The organism is uncultured Cyclobacterium sp. (genome assembly GCF_963977555.1).
Taxonomy (GTDB): Bacteria; Bacteroidota; Bacteroidia; order Cytophagales; family Cyclobacteriaceae; genus Cyclobacterium.
In genome coordinates, this window is sequence record NZ_CAXBPD010000002.1 from 207,823 (window position 1) to 233,365 (window position 25,543).

The 25,543-nt window shown below is 38.1% G+C and carries 15 protein-coding genes and 1 riboswitch; of the genes, 9 read left to right on the forward strand and 6 right to left on the reverse strand.

Annotated features, from left to right (window positions below; genetic code table 11):
- The first annotated feature begins 116 nt into the window (after positions 1-116).
- From AAC073_RS03200 to AAC073_RS03210, 3 genes are all read left to right on the forward strand, one after another.
- Positions 117-1,628, forward strand: coding sequence for a catalase (locus AAC073_RS03200; RefSeq protein ID WP_339922390.1), 1,512 nt, complete (start codon positions 117-119; stop codon positions 1,626-1,628).
- Positions 1,629-1,735: 107 nt separating this feature from the next.
- The gene (locus AAC073_RS03205; RefSeq protein WP_339922391.1) at positions 1,736-6,760 is read left to right on the forward strand and encodes a translocation/assembly module TamB domain-containing protein; all 5,025 of its coding nucleotides are present in this window, start codon (positions 1,736-1,738) and stop codon (positions 6,758-6,760) included.
- Positions 6,747-9,080, forward strand: coding sequence for a BamA/TamA family outer membrane protein (locus AAC073_RS03210; RefSeq protein WP_339922392.1), 2,334 nt, complete (start codon positions 6,747-6,749; stop codon positions 9,078-9,080). The genes AAC073_RS03205 and AAC073_RS03210 overlap by 14 nt, the downstream gene beginning before the upstream one ends.
- Here AAC073_RS03210 and AAC073_RS03215 read toward each other — a convergent pair.
- The 5 genes from AAC073_RS03215 to AAC073_RS03235 form a co-directional block, all read right to left on the reverse strand.
- A complete protein-coding gene (locus tag AAC073_RS03215) occupies positions 9,077-9,271 on the reverse strand; it encodes a hypothetical protein (RefSeq protein WP_339922393.1) in 195 nt (64 codons plus the stop codon). The two genes, AAC073_RS03210 and AAC073_RS03215, sit on opposite strands and share 4 nt — an antisense overlap.
- A 266-nt stretch (positions 9,272-9,537) precedes the next feature.
- Positions 9,538-10,614 carry a DNA polymerase IV gene (gene dinB / locus AAC073_RS03220; protein ID WP_339922394.1) on the reverse strand — a complete coding sequence of 359 codons (1,077 nt, stop codon included), beginning with the start codon at positions 10,612-10,614 and terminating at the stop codon, positions 9,538-9,540.
- Between the two features lie 8 nt (positions 10,615-10,622).
- Positions 10,623-11,972 (reverse strand): NADP-specific glutamate dehydrogenase, encoded by a 1,350-nt coding sequence (gene gdhA / locus AAC073_RS03225; RefSeq protein WP_339922395.1) that lies wholly within the window; start codon positions 11,970-11,972, stop codon positions 10,623-10,625.
- On the reverse strand, positions 11,973-13,253 hold the full coding sequence (locus AAC073_RS03230) for an anthranilate synthase component I family protein (protein WP_339922396.1): 1,281 nt from the start codon (positions 13,251-13,253) through the stop codon (positions 11,973-11,975).
- Positions 13,254-13,337: 84 nt separating this feature from the next.
- Positions 13,338-14,060: a YceI family protein gene (locus AAC073_RS03235; RefSeq protein ID WP_339922397.1), complete on the reverse strand. Its 723-nt coding sequence runs from the start codon at positions 14,058-14,060 to the stop codon at positions 13,338-13,340.
- A 690-nt stretch (positions 14,061-14,750) separates the two neighbouring features.
- Here AAC073_RS03235 and AAC073_RS03240 point away from each other — a divergent pair.
- Entirely contained in the window at positions 14,751-15,266 is a 516-nt protein-coding gene (locus AAC073_RS03240) for a gamma carbonic anhydrase family protein (RefSeq protein WP_339922398.1), read from the forward strand.
- An 88-nt stretch (positions 15,267-15,354) separates the two neighbouring features.
- Here the strand turns inward: AAC073_RS03240 and aceK are convergent, their stop codons facing one another.
- Positions 15,355-17,082, reverse strand: coding sequence for a bifunctional isocitrate dehydrogenase kinase/phosphatase (gene aceK / locus AAC073_RS03245; RefSeq protein WP_339922399.1), 1,728 nt, complete (start codon positions 17,080-17,082; stop codon positions 15,355-15,357).
- 215 nt (positions 17,083-17,297) lie between these two features.
- Between aceK and AAC073_RS03250 the strand changes: the two genes are divergently transcribed.
- The 5 genes from AAC073_RS03250 (at position 17,298) to AAC073_RS03270 (ending at position 25,115) form a co-directional block, all read left to right on the forward strand.
- A complete protein-coding gene (locus AAC073_RS03250; RefSeq protein ID WP_339922400.1) occupies positions 17,298-17,939 on the forward strand; it encodes a CoA pyrophosphatase in 642 nt (213 codons plus the stop codon).
- A gap of 50 nt (positions 17,940-17,989) precedes the next feature.
- The gene (locus tag AAC073_RS03255) at positions 17,990-19,189 is read left to right on the forward strand and encodes a DUF819 family protein (RefSeq protein ID WP_339922566.1); all 1,200 of its coding nucleotides are present in this window, start codon (positions 17,990-17,992) and stop codon (positions 19,187-19,189) included.
- 12 nt (positions 19,190-19,201) lie between these two features.
- A complete protein-coding gene (locus tag AAC073_RS03260) occupies positions 19,202-19,450 on the forward strand; it encodes a (2Fe-2S) ferredoxin domain-containing protein (protein WP_339922401.1) in 249 nt (82 codons plus the stop codon).
- Between the two features lie 325 nt (positions 19,451-19,775).
- Complete coding sequence (locus tag AAC073_RS03265) at positions 19,776-23,729, forward strand: PAS domain S-box protein (protein WP_339922402.1); 3,954 nt, start codon at positions 19,776-19,778, stop codon at positions 23,727-23,729.
- A gap of 78 nt (positions 23,730-23,807) precedes the next feature.
- Entirely contained in the window at positions 23,808-25,115 is a 1,308-nt protein-coding gene (locus AAC073_RS03270) for a hypothetical protein (RefSeq protein ID WP_339922403.1), read from the forward strand.
- Between the two features lie 270 nt (positions 25,116-25,385).
- Positions 25,386-25,487: riboswitch (SAM riboswitch) on the forward strand.
- The last annotated feature ends 56 nt before the right edge of the window (positions 25,488-25,543 follow it).

Below are 25,543 nucleotides of genomic sequence, written 5' to 3' on the forward strand. Positions count from 1 at the left end.
GTGTTATAGATTATAACTATCAGTTTATAGAAATAATCAATTTTTACTATATCTTTTTTCCACTTACCTTTATTTTATCGAAGCAATAGCGCAAACCTAAATTAATAAGTAGCATCATGTCAGAAGAGAAAAACCATAATAAGTTAACGACAGCATCTGGTAGGATATATGTCGAAAATGAAAATTCTAAGACGGTTGGTCCCAGGGGCCCCATTCTTCTAGAAGACTATATTCTTCATGAGAAAATGGCTCATTTCAATAGGGAGAGAATACCTGAAAGAATTGTTCATGCTAAGGGATCAGGAGCATTTGGCACTTTTACAGTTACCGATGATATTAGCCAATATACAAAAGCCAAGGTTTTTAATAAAATAGGTAAAAAGACAAAAGTATTTTTGCGATTCTCTACTGTTGGTGGTGAAAAAGGATCAGCTGATACAGAAAGAGATCCCAGAGGATTTGCGATCAAATTTTATACAGAAGATGGTAATTGGGATTTAGTAGGGAACAATACGCCGGTATTTTTTATTAAAGACCCTAAAAAGTTTTCAGACTTTATACACACTCAAAAAAGGGATCCTTACACCAATTGCAAGTCACCGACAATGATGTGGGACTATTGGTCTTTGACGCCAGAATCTTTACACCAAGTTTTAATTTTAATGAGTGACAGAGGAACACCTGTTGGCTATCGACACATGAATGGTTACGGTTCACATACTTTTTCAATGATCAACGCAAGAAATGAAAAAGTATTTGTGAAATACCATTTCAAAACCGCTCAGGGGATTAAAAACTTTACTGACCAGGAGGCAGCTCAGATGAAATCAAAAGACCTTGATTATGCTCAAAGAGACCTATTGGAATCCATAGACAAGGGTGATTTCCCTAAATGGAATGTTAAAATTCAGGTAATGACCATTGATCAAACCAGAAAGGTAGATTTTAACCCTTTTGACATTACCAAAATATGGCCCCATTCCCAATTCCCTTTAATTGATGTAGGTGTTTTGGAATTGAATAGAAACCCTGATAATTATTTTCAAGATGTGGAACAATCTGCTTTTGCTCCTGCTCACTTAGTGGATGGTCTCGGATATAGTCCAGACAAAATGCTTCAGGGCAGGTTGCTTTCCTACCCGGATGCACATAGGTATAGAATCGGGGCAAATTATGAACAAATTCCAGTAAACCGTTGTCCTTTTGCTGTAAACAATTACGAAAGAGATGGCAGTATGAGGGTGGACGGTAACGGCGGAAAGAAACCCAATTACTGGCCTAACAGTTACGATGAGATTGAAATTGACAAGACTTATCAGGAACCCTCAGAGCAACTAGAAGATACGATTGCAGACTGGTATGACCGAAACAGTAAAGTTGGGGACAATGACCACTACTCCCAGCCAAGAAGTTTGTTCAGAGATGTAATGAGTAAAAGTGAGCAAGACAATACCATCAACAATACTATAGGTGCGATGAGTGGTATCACTGGCCCAAAAAGGGATGTAATTATTAATCGCCAACTTTGTCATTGGTTTCGAATGGACGATGAGTTTGGTAGTCGAGTCGCAAAAGGCTTAGGGGTAGACATTAATGCGGTTATGTCTGGCTTTGCAGGGGCCCATTAATGGAATTGGTATAATAATTGATATTTAACTATTATGAACCGAATACTGAAATTTAATAAAAGAGTGGATTGTTCATCCGCTCTTTTTTTTGGTAAATAAAAACGACATTGACGCAATCCTTAGGTAAAAGAATTTTTAAAATTGGAGGGTGGGTTATACTTGGCCTTGGCTTATTAGTGGTCCTTATTCTACTTTTTGTCCGTAGTCCTTTCGGCCAAAAAATAATAGTTAATAAGGCTACTCAATATGTGTCAGAAAAAACGAATACTAAAGTTAGTCTAGACAGGTTGTTTTTGACCTTCAGAGGTAACCTTTATCTGGAGGGGCTTTATTTAGAAGACCCAAAAGGAGATACGCTTATTTACAGTCACAAACTTGAGACAGGGCTGGCCTTAATCCCTTTTATTAGAAACAATAAGATTAATATTTCCAGACTAGAATGGGAGGGGTTGACGGCTAATATTCAAAGGGACAGTACGGGCGTGTTTAACTTTAATTATCTTATTGAGGCATTTTCAGGTGGCGGGACCAGTACTGATACTACTTCTGTTGATACAGCTTCATCGACGTCGAGTGCCTATCCTCAAATTAGTGTGGGCCCCGTTAATGTGGAAAACTGGAATTTAAATTTCACTGATGAATTATTGGGATTGGAGGGAAAGCTCGATCTCGGAAAGTTATTGATTCAGATCGAAAGTCTCGATTTAAATAAAATGGATTTCCATGTCAATAGTATTTTATGGGAAAATTCCTCCATCGTCTATCAGCAATTCAAACCATTTCCTCCAAGTGAAGATACTACTAGCAGCTCGGTTCCAATGCCACTGTTGATATTAGAAGAATTATCCTTAAAAAATATAAACATCGATTATTCCTCCTTGCCTGATGGTATGGACGTACAGTCTACATTGGGTGAATTGCTATTGGAAATGCCTGAAGCAGATCTTGAAAAGCAACGCATATTAATTAAGAATTTTTCTCTCCATGATTCTTTTGTTGCTTATAAAAGCAAGGAAAGCAATCCGGAAAGTACTGTAACTGAAAGTGAAACGAAAGCTGACCCATTTAGCTGGCCTCAATGGGAAGTGGAACTATCAACATTGAGCCTTTCCAATAATACTGTTAATTACCAGGTAGATGGTGCCCAGGAGGTTTTAAATGGGTTTGACCCAAATGACGTAGGTATAGAGAACTTTAACCTAGAGGTCAATAATCTATTTTTTAAGCCAGAAAAAGCAGGCCTTGCTTTAAATAAATTTGCCTTCATTGAAAAATCCGGATTTAAGCTAGATGATTTTCAATTACAATTGGCTTTAGACAATGAATCTTTACGTTTAACAGATTTAATTGTAGCTACAGGAAATAGCAATTTGAAAGGAAGTGCAATTATGCAATTTCCTGGCCTGGCTGAGGTAATGGAAAACCCTGATAATGCAACTTTAGATTTAGCACTCAATACCATAAATGTTGGTGTTCAGGATGCTTATTATTTTTCTCCTACCCTTAAAAATAACCCTTATATAAGGACATTTGCGAAGAAAAAGCTTAATGCAACATTATTTGCTTCGGGTAAATTGGACAAAGTAAACCTGGAAAAGCTTTCTGCAAGATGGGGGAATTCCACTCGCCTAGCGGTTTCTGGTTCGGTGAAAAACCCTATAGACTTAGACAGGGTTTCTTGGGATATCAATGATTTCTCTTTTGTTTCAAGTGAGAAGGATCTTAATCTCTTTGTCCATGAAGACAGTTTAGGTATAAAGTTCCCCAATAATCTTGACCTATCCATAGCCTCGTCGGGTTCACTTGATGAATTCAGTCTTAAGTCAATTCTCAAGGCTTATGAGGCTTCGGTTCAAGTTAATGGCGAAATAGCCAGCAAAGAAGGAACCTACCTTTATGATTTAAAAACAACGATCGCCGGATTGCCTTTAGGAGAAATAATGGGTGACACGATTAACTATGGTGATCTTGATATGAAGTTGTTAGTAAAAGGCAATACGGGTCCGCTAGATAAACTTGATTTTAAAATGGACTCAGAAGAAATCAATTTGACATACAATGGGCACAATTATAAAGGGCTAGAGCTGGATGCTGAAATTATTGATGGAGATGGAACATTCAGTTTAATTCATAAAGACGAACTTTTGGATTTGGGCTTGCTGGCAACAATATCTCTCGATACTGCTAATTACAAAGTTGGCTTGGATTTGGATCTTAATGGGGCCGATTTATATGGGTTGAACTTCAGTGCTAAAAAGTTGCGGACGCAATTTTCCATGAATGCGACTTTTGAAGGCAATTCAGAAAACTTTGAACTCCTATCAAAATTATCGGATGGAACCGTAGTTTTGGAAGACCAGGCCTACCCCATGGGAGAATTGGATTTGGACTTAAAGGTTTTGCCCGACTCAACCGATTTTAACATTCAGAGCAATATCTTAGTAGGGCAACTAAGCTCCAACGTTAGTCCGGGAGAAACCTACGAAGGGATCTCTCGCCATTTCAATCGGTACTTTCTTGACAGTACATTTCAAACCCTTGCTAATACTGAAAGGCCTGTCAATGTCAAAATGGATTTTACCATACCATCTACATTGCTTTTGCAACAGGTGATTTTACCAGGATTAGAAAGGATGGATGATGGGTCAATCCAATTGGACTTTGATGAAAAAAAATCTTCTTTAAAGGGTAGAATAAATTTCCCTTACATTTCCTATGCCGGAGCTATAGTAGACAGTTTAGACCTTAATGTGGAGAGTGATTCTTCAAATTTCACTTTTGATTTCGGAGTATTGGGTTTGTCCTCAGGACCGCTTGTGGTCGGACCCACCTATTTTACGGGTGAAGTCCTCGAAAACTTACTTTACGTCAATTTTAATTCACGACATGAAACCGAAGTTTTAGCAAATATTAATTTTGATTTGGGTATCGATAAGGACTCTTTGCAACTACACATCTCTCCGGACAGTGTAATTTTTAATAAAAAGAAATGGGAGGTACCAGCAGACAATGCCTTTACATTAGGTTCAGATTGGCTGTCATTTAAGGATTTTGAATTTTCACGCGGTAATCAACTTATTTCCTTTAGCAATGATCCTGGAGAGAGCTCTTTTGACCTCACTTTTAATGATTTCAGGTTAAGGACTTTTACCAGTTTATTGAATCCTGAGGACATATTAGCAGCTGGCATTGTCAATGGTTCGATTAAGGTGGAAAACCCTTTTGGAGCGATGGGCTTACAAGCAGGAATAACAGTGAAAGAAATGGAATTGCTTAAAGTGCCTTTAGGCAATTTGTCTCTGGATGCTACTGGTAATGATCAAAAGAATTATGACTTTGATTTAAAGATAAAGGACCAAGGAATAAACTTAGACCTAACAGGCGGATTCACAGCAGACCCTCTAGGTGCGAAGTTAAATTTGGACCTTGCTTTAAACAAATTTGAGCTAAGTGTTTTAGATGGGCTTTCTGCAGGAGCCATTAGTGGAGGAAAAGGGTTTATTTCTGGAGATTTCAAAGTAGAGGGAAGTACAGCAGAGCCTATTTATAAGGGTAATTTGGTGTTCAATGAGACATCATTTACGATTGCAACCTTGAATTCTAAATTTGCTTTGACAAATGATGAAATTAAGGTTGATAACCAAGGGATTTATCTCAACCAATTAACCATCAATGATGAGCAAGGCAATGATTTTGTTCTTGATGGGGACATTATTACCGACGATTTTATTAATCCCAAATTTAACCTGTCTTTAATTGCAGAGAATTTCAATGTATTGAACTCCACAAAAGAAGACAATGATTTATTTTATGGTGATGCCATTATAGGTGCAAATGTTACGATTAAAGGTGACCTCAACTTACCTATTGTAGATGCCAAATTAAGTGTGGATAAGGGTACCAATTTAAGTGTTGTCGTTCCTGAAAGCCAATTGGATATTGTAGAGAGAAATGGGGTGGTGACTTTTGTGAACCGAAAGGATCCCGAGGATATTCTGACCAAAAGACTAGCCGAAACAAGTAATACAGGGTATACCGGATACAAGGTGGCGATGCTTTTAGATATTTCTCCGGAGGCGGTGTTTAACCTGGTAATAGATGAGCGATCCGGAGACAACCTGATGGTAGAAGGTGCTGCCGACCTGCGTCTAAATATGGATCCAAACGGAAGGATCACCCTAACCGGGATTTATGAGTTAACCAAAGGACATTATGAATTGAGTTTATACAACCTGGTAAGCAGAAAATTCGAAATTCAAAGTGGAAGTACCATCACTTGGGCAGGAGATCCCATGGATGCCAATATGAACATTACAGCGATATACCGTATCAAAACTTCGGCTTCAGATCTCATGACAGCGACAGCAGCAGGAGGATCACTTGAGACCATGACAAAATACCGCCAAGAATTACCATTTATTGTTTACCTGAATATAGATGGAGAATTGCTTAGGCCACAAATTTCATTTAGAATGGATATGCCTGAGGATCAGAGAGGAGCAATTGGCGGCGCTGTATATACTCAGGTGCAACAATTAAACAATCAGGAAGGTGAACTGAATCGGCAGGTTTTTTCACTTCTGGTATTGAACAGGTTTTTCCCTAGCGGGGAAAGTTCCAGCAGTGGAGGTACTACTGCCATGGCCAGGTCAAGTGTCAGTCAGTTGCTTTCAGGACAGTTAAATACCTTTACCAACAGTATAGTAGGGAATAGCGGGCTAGAGTTGGATGTGGGCTTGGATAGTTTTGAAGATTATGAAGGCAGTTCACCCCAAGCCAGAACGCAACTCAACGTTAATGCAAGTAAACGCTTCCTTGATGATAGGTTGGTGGTACAGGTAGGTAGTCAGATTGACATAGAAGGAGGTTCTTCAACTGAAAGTAGCAATTCCCTTTTAGGGAATGTAAGCGTGGAGTACTTGCTATCCGAAAATGGACGATATAGAATAAGAGGCTTTAGAAAAAATCAATTTGAAAGTTTAATTGATGGTCAATTGGTTGTTACAGGTCTTTCTGTGATTTTCAATAGGGAGTTTAATAAATTTGAAGACCTGTGGAAAGGGATAGAATCCAAAAGGAAAGAAAGAACCACAGATACAGATGCAGGAGAGAAGACAAATGAGAAAGAATAGAGGTACATATTTGCTCGGATTTTTGAACATTAGGGCTATAAGTGCCTTGATGCTACTTGTGCCATTTTTGGGATTGGTAGGTTGTAATGTTACCAAATATATTCCTGAAAATGAAAAATTGTATACTGGCGCCACCTTAGAAATTAACAGAGACTTTTCGGTTAAAGGATTTAAGGAGCTCAATGCTGAGCTAGAAGGTTTACTCAAACCTGAACCAAATAGCAAAATTCTCGGTATGAGAATAGGCCTATGGAGTCATTATAAGGTACAAAAGGAAAACCCTGGATTTATTAACCGGTTTATTTATAAAAAAATTGGAGAAGAGCCGGTTTATTTCAGTAGTGTAGAAATGGCGAAAACCCAGAGCTTGATCCTAAATAGGTTGGACAATAATGGCTTCTTTTTTTCAGAGGTTGATGCTGAAGCAGAAGAGCAAGCAAAAAAGGCATCTGCCATTTATACAATTGATTTGGCCCAGCCCTATCAGTTGGGTACTTATAACTACGAAAGAGACAGCTTACCGATAGACCGAAGTATAAAGAAATTGCTAGCCTCTACAGAAATTGCTGAAGGGGATTATTTTTCTTTAGAAATGATGAAAAATGAAAGGACCAGGCTAGATGAAGGCCTTAAAAATGAAGGCTTCTATAATTTTAACCCTGATTTTTTAATTTTTGAAGCAGATACCAATCAGTACGATAAAAAGAAATTTGACCTTTTCCTCAGGCTCAAGCAAAACGCTCCCGAAAAAGGAATTGTACCTTATGAAATAAAAAGCATACAGGTATACCCGAATTACTCTTCGGATGAGTATGGTTCAGGGACAGATACCACCACTATAGAGAATATAGACTTTATACAAAATGGCCTGTCATTCAAACCCGATCTCCTTCATCAATATATTTTGATCGAAAAGGATAGTCTTTTCAATGCAAAGGACACCAAGTTAACCAGTAGCAGATTAACAGGTATTGGCAATTATAGGTTTGTGAATTTAAGGTACTTAGAGACGGATACCACTATTCATGATGGCAAAGGGGCTTTAAATGCGAACATCTACCTTACGCCTCTTGAAAAGCGATCACTTAGGGCAGAAATTCAAGGGGTTTCTAAGTCAAATAATTTTGCGGGACCAGCTTTATTGCTGAATTATAGGAACAGAAACCTCTTCTATGGTGGAGAAACTTTCAGTCTTACAGGACAAATCGGTTACGAAAGTCAAATAGCTTCTGGTGATAGAGAAAATTTAAGTGCTTTTGAGGTTGGGCTTAAAGGGGATTTGATTTTCCCCAGGGTTGTATTTCCCATTGCAATAAAAGAAAGGTTTGCTTACTCGGTGCCAAAAACCAAGATTAGTTTGGGTACTGAGTACCAAGATAGGAGAGGGTATTACAGGCTAAATACAGTGTCGGCTTCTTATGGGTATTTTTGGAATGCCAACCGTTTTGTATACCATGAGATCACTCCTATAGCCCTAAACTTCGTAGATCTGTCCAGAACGTCCACAGAATTTGATGAAATATTAGACAGCAATCCTTTTTTAAAGCAGAGTTTTGAGCATCAATTTATCGCAGGGCTCACCTACAGCTTTGCCTTTAATAAGCTCATGGATAAATACAGGGAACATAGCATTTATTTTGGTGCCAACCTTGATTTGGCCGGGGGAGGAATACGGTTGCTTAACAATGTGCTTAGTAGTGAAAACCAAAATACCTTCTTGGGTTTCAATTATGCACAATACAATAAAGGAGACATTGATTTCCGTTATTATTGGCGATTTACTGAAGAAAAATTACTTGCCTTTCGTTTATTTGGAGGCATAGGATTGCCTTATGGAAATTCTGTTTCCCTACCCTTTGCCAAACAGTTTTTTTCTGGAGGGCCTAATAGTATCAGGGCTTTTAGCATAAGATCATTGGGGCCTGGTTCTTATTCCCCAGCTACCGAAAGCACAAGTAACTATTTTGATCAGGCTGGAGACATCAGGCTCGAAGGGAATTTAGAATTTAGATTCCCGATTGTCCCTTATCTTAAGGGGGCAGCATTTGTAGATACTGGTAATGTATGGTTGGTTAATGAAAACGAGGCTTTACCAGGCGGTAAGTTTGAGCAGGATTGGTACCGAGAATTGGCAGTTGGGGCCGGGATTGGTCTGAGGGTAGATATTGAGTTCTTTGTAATCCGATTTGATTTGGCCACTCCCCTCAGGAGTCCATTTTTACCTGAAGGAGAGCGTTGGGCCAAAGAATTTAAATTGGGAGATAGTGAATGGAGGGGTGATAATTTAGTGTTTAACTTCGCTATTGGTTATCCATTTTAATTTTCTGACTCGGGCAGCTCTTTCACCTTAATCAGACTGTATAAATAGCCCAACAAAGCTGGCGTTGCAATAGAGAAAGTAATTAATTTTCCAAGGCCACTTGATTTTTTCATGGCCAAAGTTGCTGTTATGATGGCCAATGGAATCCCATATTTTAAGCCAAACTGTTGGTATTTTTTTTCAGTATTCATGGTTTTTCTATTTAGTTTAAATTTTTAAGGCTTGGTTTTGAGATGGATTTCCTCGATTTCTTAGGGTAGTAAATCCATTGTTTAACCCAAGCATTGAAGTTATAGAGGCAATTTTAATGCCGTAATTTTTTTATACTTTAATAGCGTATTTTTGGGCATACAATTAGGTCTTTTATTTCCAAAACCAGGTTTCTGACGGATGAGACCTAAAGGTAAATGGCTGGTATGAAATACAGAACAGGAGTCATTGAAATAAAAAAAATAGTTTAGTAATCTATCCTAAGTTGTTCTCCAAATGGGTTTTCATGGTCTTTTGAAACCAGATTGGATAAGCTTACACCAAGGAGTCTAATCGGTAAAATCAATGGTTCTTGATCAAGCAGTTCATTGACGATGTTTTCCATATTGGAAATGAGAATGGGTGACAAAAGTGTTTTACTTCGAGTGTGTAAGGTAAAGTCGTTGTATTTTATTTTTAGAGTAATTGTTCTACCGTAGGCACTGTTACGTTCCAGTCTTCGGTAAAATTCGGGCAATAATTTCTCCTTTAAAGTAGCTTTAATTTCGGAGGTTACTATCAAGTCTTTTTCAAAGGTATGCTCTACGCCGAGGGATTTCCGTATACGATTGGGTTTGACTTCGCTCTCATGGATACCCCGGACTATATTATAAAAATGAAGACCTGATTTACCAAATCTACTGGTGAGAAATGGCAAAGAATACTGCTTTAAGTCGTAGCCATAATAGATGCCAAAGGCATTCATTTTTTTGGCCATTACTTTGCCTATACCAAAAAACTTTTCAATGGGTAATTTCTCCAAAAAGGCTTCCGCTTTCTCAGGTGTGATTAAAGCCTGACCATTGGGTTTGTTGAGATCAGAGGCTATTTTAGCTAAAAATTTATTGTAGGAAATACCCGCAGATGCATTTAATCCTGTTTCTTCCTTGATCTTTTGCCGTATCTCTTTTGCGATCAGGGTGGCAGAAGGAAGGCCAAAATGATTGACTGTGACATCTAGAAAAGCCTCATCTAATGACAAAGGTTCTACCAGATCTGTATAGGAAAGGAATATTTTCCGAATTGCCTGAGAAATCTCTTTGTACCTCTCGAATCTTGGAGGTACAAAGATTAAATCCGGACATTTTAGTGCTGCCAGTTTTGAAGACATGGCTGATCGAACGCCAAATTTTCTAGCTTCATAACTGGCAGCAGCTACCACCCCTCTTTCTTTATTACCTCCAACAGCCAGGGGCTTGTTTTTGTATTCAGGATGGTCCAATTGTTCTACCGATGCGAAAAAAGCATCCATGTCTACATGTATGATTTTCCGGTAGTTTTCCATAATTTACCTTAAACTGTTCCTTGGGCATGCATTGCTTTTGCAATCTTTTCGAAGGCACCAATATTCGCCGCATTGAGGTAATCTTGCTTTTCTAGATCATGTTTGTTAATAGTCTCCAGACATTTCTCATGTATGTCTTTCATGATAGTTCTCAATTGCTTTTCAAGATCACTTTTGGTCCAATAACGCCCCATTCTATTCTGAGTCATCTCCAACCCTGAGACAGCCACTCCTCCTGCATTAGAAGCTTTTCCAGGGCCATAAAGTACATTGGTTTTTTGTAAATAATTAATGGCTTTTGGTGTACAAGGCATATTTGCCCCTTCTGCCAAAAGAATAAGGCCATTTCTCTTTAGAAGTTTGGCGTCTGATTCATCCAGTTCATTTTGAGTGGCACATGGGAATGCACAATCTGCAGGAATAGACCAAAGGTTTTTATCTCCTACGGCTGTAAATTTGGCGGAGTCATATTTTTCAGCAAAAGCAGCAATACTTTTTCTCTGCCCATTTTTTACTGTTTTTAAGTAATCTAGTTTTTCTTCCGTCATTCCTTCAGGGTCATGAATAAACCCAGTGGAGTCAGAAAATGCTACTACTTTCGCTCCTTCATGAAGTAATTTTTCGATGGCAAATTGAGACACATTGCCAGCTCCGGAAACAAGGCAAACTTTATCGTTTAAATTCTCATCGATTTCCGTTAGCATAAAATGGGCAAAATGAACAAGTCCATAGCCTGTGGCTTCAGGTCTTAAAAATGAACCACCCCAATCTTTTCCTTTACCAGTGAGAACTCCCTGAAACTCATTTTGAATTTTTTTGTAGGTCCCAAACAGGTAGCCAATTTCCCTTTCTCCCACGCCAATATCACCAGCAGGCACATCAGTAAAATGACCAATGTGGCGATAAGCCTCCATCATCCAGGACTGACAAAATCGCATCACTTCTCCATCTGATTTCCCTTTAGGATTGAAATCCGCGCCCCCTTTTCCTGCACCTAGCATTAATCCCGTTAATGCATTTTTGAATACCTGTTCAAACGCCAAAAATTTCAGAATACTTTGATTAACACTTGGGTGAAAACGCAAACCTCCTTTATAAGGCCCCAATGCACTGTTCATCTGGATTCTATACCCTTTATTTATTTGTACTTTTCCTTGATCATCTGTCCAGCAAACTCGGAAAGAAATAATTCTTTCTGGTTCACAGATTCTTTCAAAAAGTTTTTCATCAACATATAAATTGTTGGCCTTAAGGACGGGGAGGATGCTTTCAAAAACTTCCTCTACTGCTTGGTGGAATTCAGCTTCGTTGGGGTTTTTATCAGTGACGGATTTTAAGATATTGTTCAGTGTTGACATTTAATTGGGGTTATTAATAATTGTATAGGTGTTTTTTAAAGTTTTGATAATTGAGGAGGCTTTTAGCAAGCATTCCTCGTATTCGTTTTGGGCATCGGCATCTATGGTAATGGCACTTCCAACTCCAAAATAAAAGGATTTTTTGGTTTGATCCATGATTAGGCTTCTAATAATCACACAAAAATCAAAATCTCCATACTCATCTATGTAACCAATACTGCCTGAAAACCAAGCTCTTTTAAAATTTTCATAAGCCTCAATTAATTCCATGCATTTTATTTTTGGCGCCCCTGTCATGCTTCCCATTGGGAAGGTGTTAGGTATTATCTGCTCAAAATTTTCAGAAAGAGGCAATTGGCAGCTTATGGTAGATATCATCTGGGTAATTTGCCTAAAAGAATAGATGCCAAACAATTCTTCTACCTTTATTGTCCCAGTCAGGGCCATTCGGGCAAGGTCATTTCTCATCAAATCAACAATCATCAGGTTTTCTGCCCGCTCTTTTTCACTCTCTGCCAGCTCTCTTTTTAATGCTTCATCTTCTTGTATAGTATTGCCCCTTTTGATGGTCCCTTTAATAGGTTGAGCTATTAATTTTCTCCCTTTTTTCTTAAGAAATCTTTCAGGTGAGGAACAGCAAAGGTATAAATTTACAGCTTTGAACAAGGCACTAAATGGCATTGGTGAGTTTTCGCATAAGTCAAGAAATATGCCTATAGGTTCCATATTGGATACCTCACCATGAAAATCCATGCAGTAATTTAATTCATAAATATCTCCTGCCAGAATATGGTCTTGAATGCTCTTGAAGGTATTTCGATAACTTTCTTCATCATGAGAACAGTGGAGGCTACAGTTACCATGATTGATAGCAACTGGTAATTTAGTGTCTAAAATTTGTTTGTAGCAATCTTTAGGCGCTTTGCTTTGAATCGTAAGCTCTTCCTGGTTAAAAGAAATCGTTAAATCAGGACTGAAAAATAAGCTGTCTGGGCATTTTATTATTTCGCTATTATTGCTGGAAAGCTTTTCGTATTTGTTTTTTTGATCGTAACCGAGGATTCCTATTTTCGGCTTATTATTAGGTAATTGATTGATCTTCTCTAGGCTTACGGCATGTGAACCAGCATAAAATACATGCTCAAACCCTCCAGAAGGATAGTCTATTTCATGAGAGGTAAAATAGCCAAAATAGGCAAAATTCAGATTGGCCCATTCTAGCATTTTAGGTATCCAGTCGGAAGTTTTAATAACCGTAAGCTTGCTTTCCATAGATGACATTCCTACAAAAATAGGGAAATGACATGAAAAAAGGGGGATATATTTATCCCCCTTTCAAATAAAAAATCAATAACTTAATTTGTTTTAGTTGGCTTTGATGTCAAAATTCACACTTACAGTGTTGTAGATGAATTTATCCTTGGCCTTGTCCACTGCTGTTGCTTCGTCGCCATAGGCAAGTCCCCATTCAGTTCTGTCTATGTTGAAGCCTGCCTGAGCAGATACCATTCCATTGGCAGAAGAAACAGCTGCAGGGAATTTGATGTTTTTGGAAGTTCCTCTGATGGTTAAGTTACCCTTGATCCAATGGGTAGGGGTAGCTGGAGCCAATTCAGATTCGCTTTGTGGCGTATTCTCAGTTTCAAATTGTTCCTGATCTTCTATGCTGTCATCTGATGTGTAGGGAGAAACTTCAGTGATGACAAATGTAGCACTAGGATGATTAGCAGCATCGAAGAAATCGTCAGATTGCAAGTGATTCCATAATTTACCATGATTTTCACTTCCTTCCTCTAAATCGTGAACTTCAAGGCTTGTAATGTCAAAAGTAAATTCTCCAGAAGTGATGGCATCACCTTCCACAGATATTTCTCCATTAGTTACAGGGATTATTCCGTGATGCTGACCTGTTGGCTTGTAACCTCTCCAGTTAACAGTACTGGCATTGGTATCCAATTGTAGGGTTTGGCCACTTGCTTGTGCTTCTTCTTCTGCCTCAGTCGTCTCAACTGTATTACTACTCTGTCCACAAGAGAAGGTTAGTAAAGCTGCAGCGAGTAAAAAGCCTGATAATTTAAATGTTTTCATAATAGTGATTGATTAAATAAGTTTAAGATTGGTTTCGTAATTATATGTATATACACTTAAACTAAATGTAAATAAAAAAGTTCAATTATTCGAAATTAAATTGGATAAGATTTAAGTACGGTTCGAATTAAGCTGAATTATGCAATTTTATTAACGAGGAATACCATAAAGGTAAGTAAATCAGTAGGCTTGGCCTATTTACAACAGATTCTTATTTTGAGTTTGCCCAAAGGTTACAATATGTTTTCTATGAAAATAAGAGGTTTCTAAATAATAAAAAAGGCATCAATTTACTGCTTCAGCTAAAAGGAAATATTTGACAACATTACCAGGACAAAAAGGCTGAATGTTTTTTTGAATGCTTTAGGAGAAATTTTGGCAAGGAATGGGTTTCAAACGCACATCTTATCCCCGAAATCACTACAACCATGGTTGAAACTAAGTTGCTACCCTCGTAACTTTATTTTGGATATAGCTGAAGGTAACCTAAGATTATGTTTTGAATTTCAGAGAAGCTGTTGAAATTGCAATTGAATCAGTTGGGTTGCCCAAAGTGAATTTCAAAAACACCACGATAAACTGATTTTACATGGATTCCATTTTGAGAAAGCTGGTTCATTAGCTATTGCATATTCGGAGCAAATTTTACTTAATGAGTTACAACACTTAAAAATTAAAAACATACAAAATATGGCGCTAATAAAAAAAGTAAATGACAAATCTCCAAAATGGGGCAAAGACTGCTGGCTGGCCGACAATGCAACCCTTACAGGAGATGTGGTAATGGGAGACAATTGCACTGTCTGGTTCAATGCTGTGATCAGAGGAGATGTTCATTATATTAAGATTGGTAATAATACCAATGTTCAGGACGGTGCGGTTATTCATTGTTCTTACCAGAAATCACCCGTAAATGTGGGTTCAGAAGTATCCATTGCTCACAATGCGATTGTTCATGGTTGTACGATTAAGGATAGGGTAATGATTGGCATGGGTGCCATTGTCATGGATGATGCCATTATTAATGAAGGAGCAGTTATTGCTGCCGGAGCGGTGGTTCTTGCGGGAACAATTGTAGAAAGCAATACCATTTATGCTGGAATTCCAGCCAAGAAAGTAAAAGATACTGGGGAGGAAATGACTGCAGCCATTTTAAGAATCGCCTCCAATTATCCCAAATATGCAAGCTGGTACAAAGATGAATAAATTGTTATCCCGGGCTGATGTCAAGCCCGGGATAACAATCGTTTGAAGGTGAGGATTCATAAAAGAAATAGCGGTTTTCTATTTCGGTTTAAACCGTTTCATCAGGTCTGAATCTCAAGGATTCAGGGTAAGGGAAGGCGTGAATCATTTCACCTTTTCTCAGTTTATCCTGAATGGCTGACCAATATTCTGGATCAAATAGCTCAGGGTTGGAGGCAATAAAATAGGCCCGTACATCCTGCCTACCTATCATAAATCGCTTGAAATCTTCTGGAAACACATCGTTCTCGTTGATCTCATACCATGGTTTAGAAGCATAAATTTGATCATAAGTTTCAGGCTTTGGCTTGATACGGAAATTCATTCGATCGAGAAATTCTATTTCATCGTAATCATAAAAGATGACCCTTTTTTGACGGGTAACCCCAAAGTTTTTGGTCATCATGTCTCCTGGAAAAATATTGGCCTGAGCCATCTGAAGGATAGCTTTGGCATATTCATCTACAGCATGTTTTGCTTCTTCGAGGCTACATTCCTCTAGATAGAGGTTCAATGGACGTAGTCGCCGCTCAATGTACATGTGCTTTATAATGAGCGTATCCCCCTCAATGGATAAAAGAGAATTAACATTCATTTTTAATTCCTTCATCATAGCAGGATCGATTCGATTTAGGGGTAGTCTGAAATTCTCAAACTCATGGGTGTCAGCCATTCGGCCAACCCGATCATGCAGACCTACAAGCTTGTATTTTTCTTTAACTTGTTGCCTAGTCATGTCTTTTGGAGGCTCAAAATGATCCTTTATCAACTTAAAAACAACATTGTAGGAAGGAAGTGTAAAAACGGTCATTACCATGCCCTTGATACCTTCAGCGAGAATGAAGTTGTCGCTACTTTGCTCCAGGTGATTTATAAAATCTTTGTAAAAAGCTGTTTTACCATGTTTATTAAAACCTATGGCGTTGTATAGTTCATAAGGTCTTTTGTGATGAATGACAGATTGGAGGAAATTAACTGTTTGTGCAGGGATTTTTATAGGAGCCATGAAATAAGACCTGGTGTAGCTAAAAATCCCACTCATAATATTAGGGTCAAAAATCAGGGTGTCAGCGAAGACTCCTTTTTCGTTGTGTAGAAAAGGAATAATAAATGGCATCCACTTATTACCCAAATAAGTTCTACCAATTAGATAGGCAGCCTTGTTGCGGTAAAAAACGTCTCGCAATACTTGTGTAGTTGTTTCATTGGTGGCTCTGTACCTGCTCAGAATTACCTTTTTGACACTTTCTACTAAATGATTAATGTCATTTTCTTTCTGATAATAAGGAACGCCAAAATCAAAATCTGCCAATATCCTCGCAAAGGCTTCCTGGAGATCAATTTGTGCAGGGTAATTGCGAAACAAGGAATCATCGATTGCTCCAGAGTCCAAAGTGCTAGGTAAATTGTAAAACATCAAGGCTTCGTGAATTACCTTTCCAGGAAAAACTTTTCTAAACACCGAATTATAAAAAGTCCCAGCCAATTCCCTGTCCGCATTTGCAAGAATGGCATCTTGATAGGAAGTTTGAATTTTTTGCCAGAACACCTGATCTGCTTCTTTATCCTTAAGAAGTTCCTTACATGTAATAACTATATTTTTGAGGTGATCTTTGTACAAGCGCAATCTTAGTCTGTGATTGGCATGCAGTTGTTGCCAATCCTGATCCCGAAAATTCTCAGGTATTCTTTGAGTAATTTGATTGAAATCGCTAATGTAGGAGCCATAGCCATTCAAAATAGTTTCAACAGTACGTTTAATAAGTTCATTTTCCATATTGGCCAATCCTATTTGAAAAGTATTGTTTTGAGGTCGATATTAGAATATTATTTTTTTATGGCAAAATATTAACCTTTGGTTTTGTAAATTTATTCGTTAATTTCGTTCGAGTTTATTCATTTATTGAATATAACACAATAGGTTTAATAGGTTTGATAAGTAAAAAAGGCCTGAATTTTATTCAGGCCTTTTTTAATGTATAACTACTCCATATGGATTTCATTAAATTGGTTAACAGCCTGGAAAGATCACTAAATGGCCCCTTACCAGGAAGGTCCGCTCAAGAGCGCATGGCTCCAATGCCCCTAGAAATGGAGCGTTTTGATGAGCAGCAAATGAGCAATGCAAGAAAGGGGGCAGTATTAATGTTACTTTGTCCCTCGGAAGATAGGAAAAGTATCATTGTCCCGTTTATCAAAAGAGCGACTTACGAAGGAGTACATAGTGGGCAGATTGCTCTACCGGGAGGTAAAAAGGATGTAGGAGATAAGGATTTAGGAGAAACGGCGCTAAGGGAGACCGAAGAGGAGATTGGTGTGTCAAGAAAGGACATTCAAATTTTGGGAAACTTATCCGATCTTTACATTCCACCAAGTAATTTTTCCGTTAGGCCATTTATAGGCTTTTCTTCGGCGCCCCCAGTTTTTGAAATTGATAAAAGGGAGGTGGATCGACTTATTATTTGCAGCTTTGATGAATTAACAAATGAGGCGATTATAAAGAAAAAGGGAATGAATCTGGCAGGTGGATATAAAATTCAGGCCCCTTATTATGAGATCAATGAAGAAGTAGTTTGGGGTGCTACAGCCATGATATTGAGTGAGTTTTTAACACTTTGGAAGGAAATCAAATAATTGTGGAAGGTGCACTGATAACAAATGATGCAGTAGTTTTTGGACTTTTGATGGGAGTGCTTGGATTTGTATTTTACACTTCAGCTAGTGAGCACCCTTTTTTCAAAGCGATGTATAAGGTAGTGCCTGTAGTGCTGCTATGTTATTTTATACCCGCATTGTTCAATACCACAGGATTAATTTCGGGAGAAGATTCGAGCCTATATTTTGTGGCCTCCAGGTATCTTTTACCTACCTCCCTGGTTTTGCTTACCCTGAGTATAGACCTGAAAAGCATTGCTAAATTAGGACCAAAGGCCCTAATCATGTTTTTAACGGGTACATTTGGCGTCATTATCGGCGGTCCCGTTTCCTTGTACCTTGTTGCTCAGTTTTTTCCAGAAGTCTTGGGAGGAATAGGGGCTGATCAAACATGGAGGGGACTTGCTACGATCGCGGGCAGCTGGATAGGGGGCAGTGCGAACCAAACAGCCATGTTGGAGCTTTTTGGGGCTAGTCCTCAATTGTTTAGCCAAATGATAGCAGTAGATGTTATTGTGGCCAATTTATGGATGGCATTTCTTTTGTATTGGGCGGGGAAACCAGCTTTTTTTGACAAAATTTTAAAGGCCGATACAACTGCCATAACCGCTCTTAAGGAAAAAGTGGAGGCCCAACAAAAAAGTAACCTTAAAATTCCGACTTTACCAGACACGATGGCTATTCTAGGTTTAGGCTTCGTAATTACTGGCTGCGCACACTTTTTTGGAAGCCATTTAGGTGATTATATAGGATCAAACTATCCAGGATTAAAAAGCTATTCTTTAGATTCCAGCTTTTTTTGGTTGGTAATTCTCGCGACCACTGGTGGGTTGCTATTGTCTTTTACCAGATGGAGAAAATTAGAAGGAGTAGGGGCATCCAGAATAGGGAGCGTCTTACTGTATGTATTAGTAGCCACTATTGGTATGCAAATGGATTTAGGAGCAGTCCTTGACAATCCAGTTTTTTTTCTAGTCGGTATTATTTGGATGGCCTTTCATATACTATTTATGCTTGTTGTTGCTTTTATTATAAAGGCACCTTTCTTTTATGTGGCAATTGGTTCTCAAGCGAATATAGGAGGTGCTGCTTCAGCTCCTATAGTTGCATCAGCCTTTCATCCCGCACTTGCTCCTGTTGGGGTATTGCTTGCCGTCTTAGGTTATGGAGTAGGTACTTATGGTGCCTACATCTGTGGAATACTACTACAATTTGCGTTCGGAGGTTAAACAGGTAAAGGTATGAAGCCAAGGAGGAAATTTATTTTTGTTTGTAGTGGGAAGGATTGTAAGAGAAATGACGCCAAATCTTTTTCTGAAGCCATAAAAAATACGATTAAGGAAGGTGAGTTCAAGGGTAATTTTAAGATGGTTAAGTCCAAATGCATGGATTGCTGTAAATCAGGCCCCGTGGCAGTTTTCAACAATGAACTTGTAAAAAAGGGAGACCATGAAAAATTGGCACTTTTACTAAAAGGGGATCTGGCTTAATAAATTTTCCTCAAACGGGTAAGGATCATTTTGTTAAGGGTTTTATTTCCCTAAAATTTTTAACAATAACTATTATTTTATGTTTCTTTAATTAACGTAGGGCTTAGGTTTATACGGCTGGTATTCAGAATGTTTCATTTAGTTTATGCGTTTTCTATACACTTGCTAAGTATAAAGTACATAATTAATCTTGTTTTTTTTACCCAATAATGTTAGAGAATTAATAATTGTTAGTAACTTATAAAATTAATCCTATACAACCTAAAGCCACTGGTTTTCAGTTTTTAATTTTTGCATTGTGACAGGTTTAGACCTGATTTTAATCATGGAAAAAGAGTTTGATAAAGACCTCTTTCAGGGTAATGAGAAGAGCCTTGATTTATTTTTGGTATTCGATTATAGCCAAGTGATATTTTCTTCCGACAATTGGCAACACCAATTTACGGAACAGAAATCGTGGGATACCTACCTTTCTGGATTTAGCGGTATAGTCAATGGAGTGCAGTCATTTTTTAACGATGGGGACCAATCTCAATTGAACCTATCTGCCTCACATGCCGACAATCCTGGATTTCAAATTTCCGTTGAAGGAAAATACGTTGAAGGTAAAGGGAAGATTTGCATAGTAAATGGGAAATACAAATTTGCAGGATCAAAAAAGGAAGAGGGTTTTTTGGTGGACAACGAACAAAGTATATCCTTAGGGCAGGAAGATGCAGCGGCCATTTTGAAAAGAAAAATGGAATTCGACCAGCAAATCAACGAGGTGTCTACCGCTTTTTTAAATGCCTCAGAGGAAGATTGGGACAAGGTTTTCATGACAGCACTGTCCATGGTTGTTAAATCTCAAAATGCGGAAGTCGGCAATTTCTTTTATGTAAATCATGAATTGCAACAACTTGAATGCTTTTTCGAATACAATGAAAAGGCTGAGATTGGGGCAATTAAAGAATCTAAAAATATCTCTTTAGAGGGACAAAGTGATTTTTTAAACAACTTGAAAGCCTCGGGCTTTATTGCTGTAGGTGATCTAAGAAACCTTAAAAACAAGAACGCTTTTGAAGCCATTATTGCCGAAAAACTTGGTTATCTAGCGTATATTATTGTTCCTATTTTTGCTGATAATAACCTCTTAGGTTTATTTACACTCAGCAATTCCATACCGCAGCCCAACTGGAATACCAACCATACCAACAGATTTGGTATCAAGCAATTAGCAGACGTGTTTGGGGCTGCGCTCATTAACCGTTCTACCAAATCCAAGCTGTTTCGGAATGAGAAATTACTTAGTTCTACGGAGGTTTTGGCCAAGTCTGGCTCTTGGAGATTGCAAAATTCAGGAAGAAAAATATTCCTTTCTAAGGGAATGAATAGGATTTTTAACCTGGATTCATCCAATGATGTAATAGAAATAAGTGATTTCCTGAATCTGATTCCAGTTAACGATCGGAAATTGGTAAAGGCTAAAGTCCAAGAAGCCCTAAAAAATCGAAAATCTGTTTCGGGTGAGTTCGTATTTTCCAATGCCAATGGCAAGGAAAAATATATCTCTTATGTCATTCAAGTCAACCAGCTTACTTCCCAAAGTAATCTGGAGATTTTTGGCTACTGCAATGACATTACAGAGAAAAAGACGGTGGAGCGAAGGTTGCTATTTGAATCGCAAATTCTCGCTCAGGTGAATGAGCCAATATATGTTACAGACCTTAATCTTAAGGTAATATACATGAATGAGGTAGCAATATTTGAAGGAGAGCCAAATCAGAATGGGCATGGTGGGAAAATCAGTGATTTTTTCAAAATCACCAATGAGCCTCCCATATCATTCAAAAAATTGGTGGACAAAGCTTCGGCTTCTGGCATATGGGTGGAAGAAGTTCAGATATTGGATAATTCAGGTCATATTCAACCTTATGAAGTGTCCGTTAAACCCATTCAAAATGCTGAAGTAGAAAAAATAGGTTACTCTTTCTTGGTAAGAAACCTTACTACCAGAATCCAAGGGGAGAGAATGGCGAAAAAAGCCAAGCTGATAATCGAGAACAGCGCAGCAATACTTTTTGAAGTAGAGCCAAATCAAGGATTCAAGATTTCTTACATCACAGAAAATATCAATCAATTTGGTTATGTTTCTGAAGATCTTGTAAAGGATTCAGTTAGTTTGATGGATTTTATCCATCCAGATGACCATTGTATTTTCGAGAAAGAATTGATTTCTCCTGAAAGGGCACAATTCAGTAGAGAGTATAGGATCCTTTCTTCAGATGGCAATTACAGATGGGTAGAGGATAAAATTCGTCCTGTTTTTGATTCAGAAGGGAAGGTTGTTCTTTACGAAGGCATCATGCAGGATGTAACAGAAAGAAAGAAGGACAGGCTAGAAATTGAAAAAATTCAAGACAGGTACCGAGTGTTAGCATCTAATATTCCTTTTACCAATGTTTTTTTAATTGATAAAAATTATAGGTATCTGGTGGCCGAAGGGTCAAATTTTACCAATTGGGGTTTTGACAAGTCCTATTTTGTTGGAAGAACAATAAAAGAAGTTCATACGGTTACCAAGAAGGTAGTGGAGCCATTAATTCTTGAAGCCGTAGAAAAGAAAAAGACCCTAACTGACTTAATTACCTATCTTGAACGGGTTTATGAATTGACGGCAAAGCCCATTTTTAAGGAGGGTAAGCTAGAGTATATTCTGGGGATTGTCCGAGATATCTCAGAGGAGTATTTGGCTAAGAAGGAATTGAAGAAAAGTGAAATTAAGTACAGAAGTCTTGTCGAAGAGTCCACTGAAATCATTTTTTCCATAACAGCACTTCTTGAGCTAAGCTATGTTTCTCCAAATATCAAGCAATTTTTAGGTTATGAAACCTATGAGTTTACCAGCGGTGACTTTACAGACTACCTTCATCCTGAGGATGCTCAGGTTTTGCAGGACGGCAATTCCAGTCCTATAAAATATTTTCAAGACCACCCAAATTTTGAATTTAGATTAAAACATAAACGTGGGCACTATCGGGTATTTAGTTCTAGTGGAAAGGTAATTCGGGACGAAAATAACGAGATAAGGTACTATACAGGAATAGCAAGAGACATTACCAAATTAAAAGAAACGCAGAAGGAATTATTTAAAGCCAAAGAAAAAGCCGAAGCTGCCCTAAATGCGAAAAGCCAATTCTTGTCCGTCATGAGTCATGAGATCAGAACACCAATGAACGCAGTAATTGGACTTTCTCACCTTTTGATTGAAGACAAACCAAGAGAGGACCAGCTTGAAAACTTACGCACATTACAATTTTCAGCAGAAAATTTACTTGGCCTAATCAATGATATACTTGATTTCAATAAAATAGATTCAGGCAAGTTGATCTTGGAAAAGGTTCCTTTTGAACCGAAAAACCTGATCAACAGAATAATTCATTCCTACAGTTACCAGATTCGAGACAAATCGCTTGAAATAATCTATGAGCCGGACTTTGCATTGCCAAAGCTACTTATAGGAGACCCTGTTCGAATTGCTCAAATCCTCAATAACCTTATTAGCAATGCCATCAAGTTTACGGACGAAGGCTATATTAAAATCTCTCTTGAACTTGTCAGCCAGGAAGAGGAATGGGTAAATGTACGGTTCACAGTGCAGGATACAGGGATAGGAGTATCACCTAGTAAGGTTAAGTCAATCTTTGATGCCTTTACTCAGGCCAGTACTGATACTACCAGAAAGTACGGCGGAACTGGATTAGGGCTAGCGATTGTCAAAAAACTTACCAAATTATTTGGCACAGAAATTCACCTAGAATCCAAAATTGGAGAAGGGTCTACCTTCTGGTTTGATATAAACTTTGAAATCCAGAATGAGCAAAAATTAAAAGCTATTTCAGAAACAGTGGTTATGGATGGTAAACTTGGAGACAAGAGTATATTAGTGGCAGAGGACAACCTCGTGAACCAGGTGCTTTTAAGAAAATACTTGTCCAAATGGGGCGTTGGAGAAATCAAATTTGCAGAAAATGGCAAAATTGCTTTGGATCATTTTATAAAGCAGGATTTCGATTTGGTTCTTTTAGATCTTCAGATGCCTGAAATGGATGGATTTGAAGTAGCAAAAATAATTAGAAAACTAGACTTACTATCCAAAAGAAATGTCCCGATTATTGCCCTTACTGCTTCATCTTTGCTGGAGGTAAAAGACCAGCTTGAAGCTTCAGGAATGGACGATTACATCTCTAAACCTTTCACCCCTGAGAACCTTTATGGAAAAATAATCAATTATCTATGATTAGCGATGGTTTTTTATGGTTAAAAGGTAGCGGAATTCACCAGCTAAAATGATATCTTTGCAACTTTGATTAGCCCTATGAGATGGATTTTATACATACCGCTTTGGCTGGGATTAACCTTTAATCTGCATGCACAGGGCAAGGTTTCCGAGCGATCGACGATTTACGTTTTGGCAGGTTCCTCGGGAGCAAACCTAAGGGAGTTCAATGAGATGCTTTCCGATAAAGGCATTTCAAACCTTAGAGGAGGATACTCTACTTTGGGTATTGGCTATCAATACCGCTTGTCTGATTTTATTCTTGGTTTTGAACTGTATCAAAATACAGGGGCCAACTCCTATTATAAAGATTATATTATAGACAATAAGAGCACACGCTTTTATTTGAATGTGGGCTATTCTCTCACTGAGGAAGGTAAATTTCACCTTATTCATTACATGTCCTTAGGGGCTGGTTATGTAAATTTTGAGATGCTGAAAGACCAGAGCAAGGTGGATGATCTGAGTGCATTTTTACAGCAGCCAGCGCAGGGTTTTATTTTAAGGGAGCGCAATATTCACAAAGGGACGCAAAATTTTGGTGGGTTTTTGACAGAAATAGGTTTTCAGTTCGGTTATGATTTTAATGTTCCTGGACTTGAAGAAAATGTCAGCCTTCTTGGTAAATTCGGTTACTCTTTTAGCCCATTTGAAGGAGCCTGGAAAATGAATGACATTACTTTTGACAATCTACAAAGTGGTGCATTTTTTAGGTTAGGGGCTGGTATTTCTATGCCAGATGAAAATCTGTTTTTTCCAGATGCTGGTATTGGTGTACACTTTTTTTATGGTTTGAACTTCACCAATCCAGACAAGCTTAATGATTATTTGGTAAACAATGGATTGGCACCTTTCAATGAAACACCTAATAATATTGGGATGAAAATCATTGGTGAAAACCGAAGGTGGATTTATTCATTTGATGTCTTTAACATCGCCAATGCCGGCAGGGCTGATGAAATCCGTGAGCATACCTTAAACAGTGTGAGGTTATATGGTAATTATGGTTACCAACTTTATAAAATGAGAAATTTGGAATTAGGGGTTACTGGTGGATTGGGATATGGAAACATCCGATATACTTTAACAAACAACAATAAACCAGATTTTCCCGCCCTATTTGAAGAACCTGATTATGATGGTTATTTAAAAACCAGAGGGTTTATGGGAAAGTCTGAGGTAATGGTTGCTTATGCAATACCCGTTTTTAATAAAATGTTTAGGCTTGTAACCTCTGCGCATGCAGGTTATGAATTACCATTAAGCACCTATAAATTAGGAGAACTGAACATGTCAAGCTATATGGCAGGCCCCTATTTGCAATTTGGTATTGGTTTAAGACCTTAAAATTTATCCGTTTCAGGCTTTGTTAAAATACGTGCATTAAATCGTCCCATCTTCTGTTAGGTTTAAAGGTAGAAGGTTTTTCTGTTGCCAATGATTATTTTTTAACTTATGCCAAAAAAGTAATTTTTATTTGGAGATCACAGCCACTTGTGGTCGCTAATGTTTTGGGAATTTTGGTCAACAGTATTATATAATCCAGTTCTAACCAGGGAATTTTAAAGTTTTTCGGAAAAAGAGAATCTTTTTCCTGAATTCATGTTACTTTTGAATTGCTTATCGAGAAAGACGGAGGGTAGGGCCCTATGATGTCTTAGCAACCTGAGTTGACAAGGTGCTAATTCCCATTCCGGAAATGCCGGATAAAGATGAGCCGCAAAAGTTAGAAACGCTCTCTAGTTTTACTCGGTTCATGCTCGTATAAGCTTTTT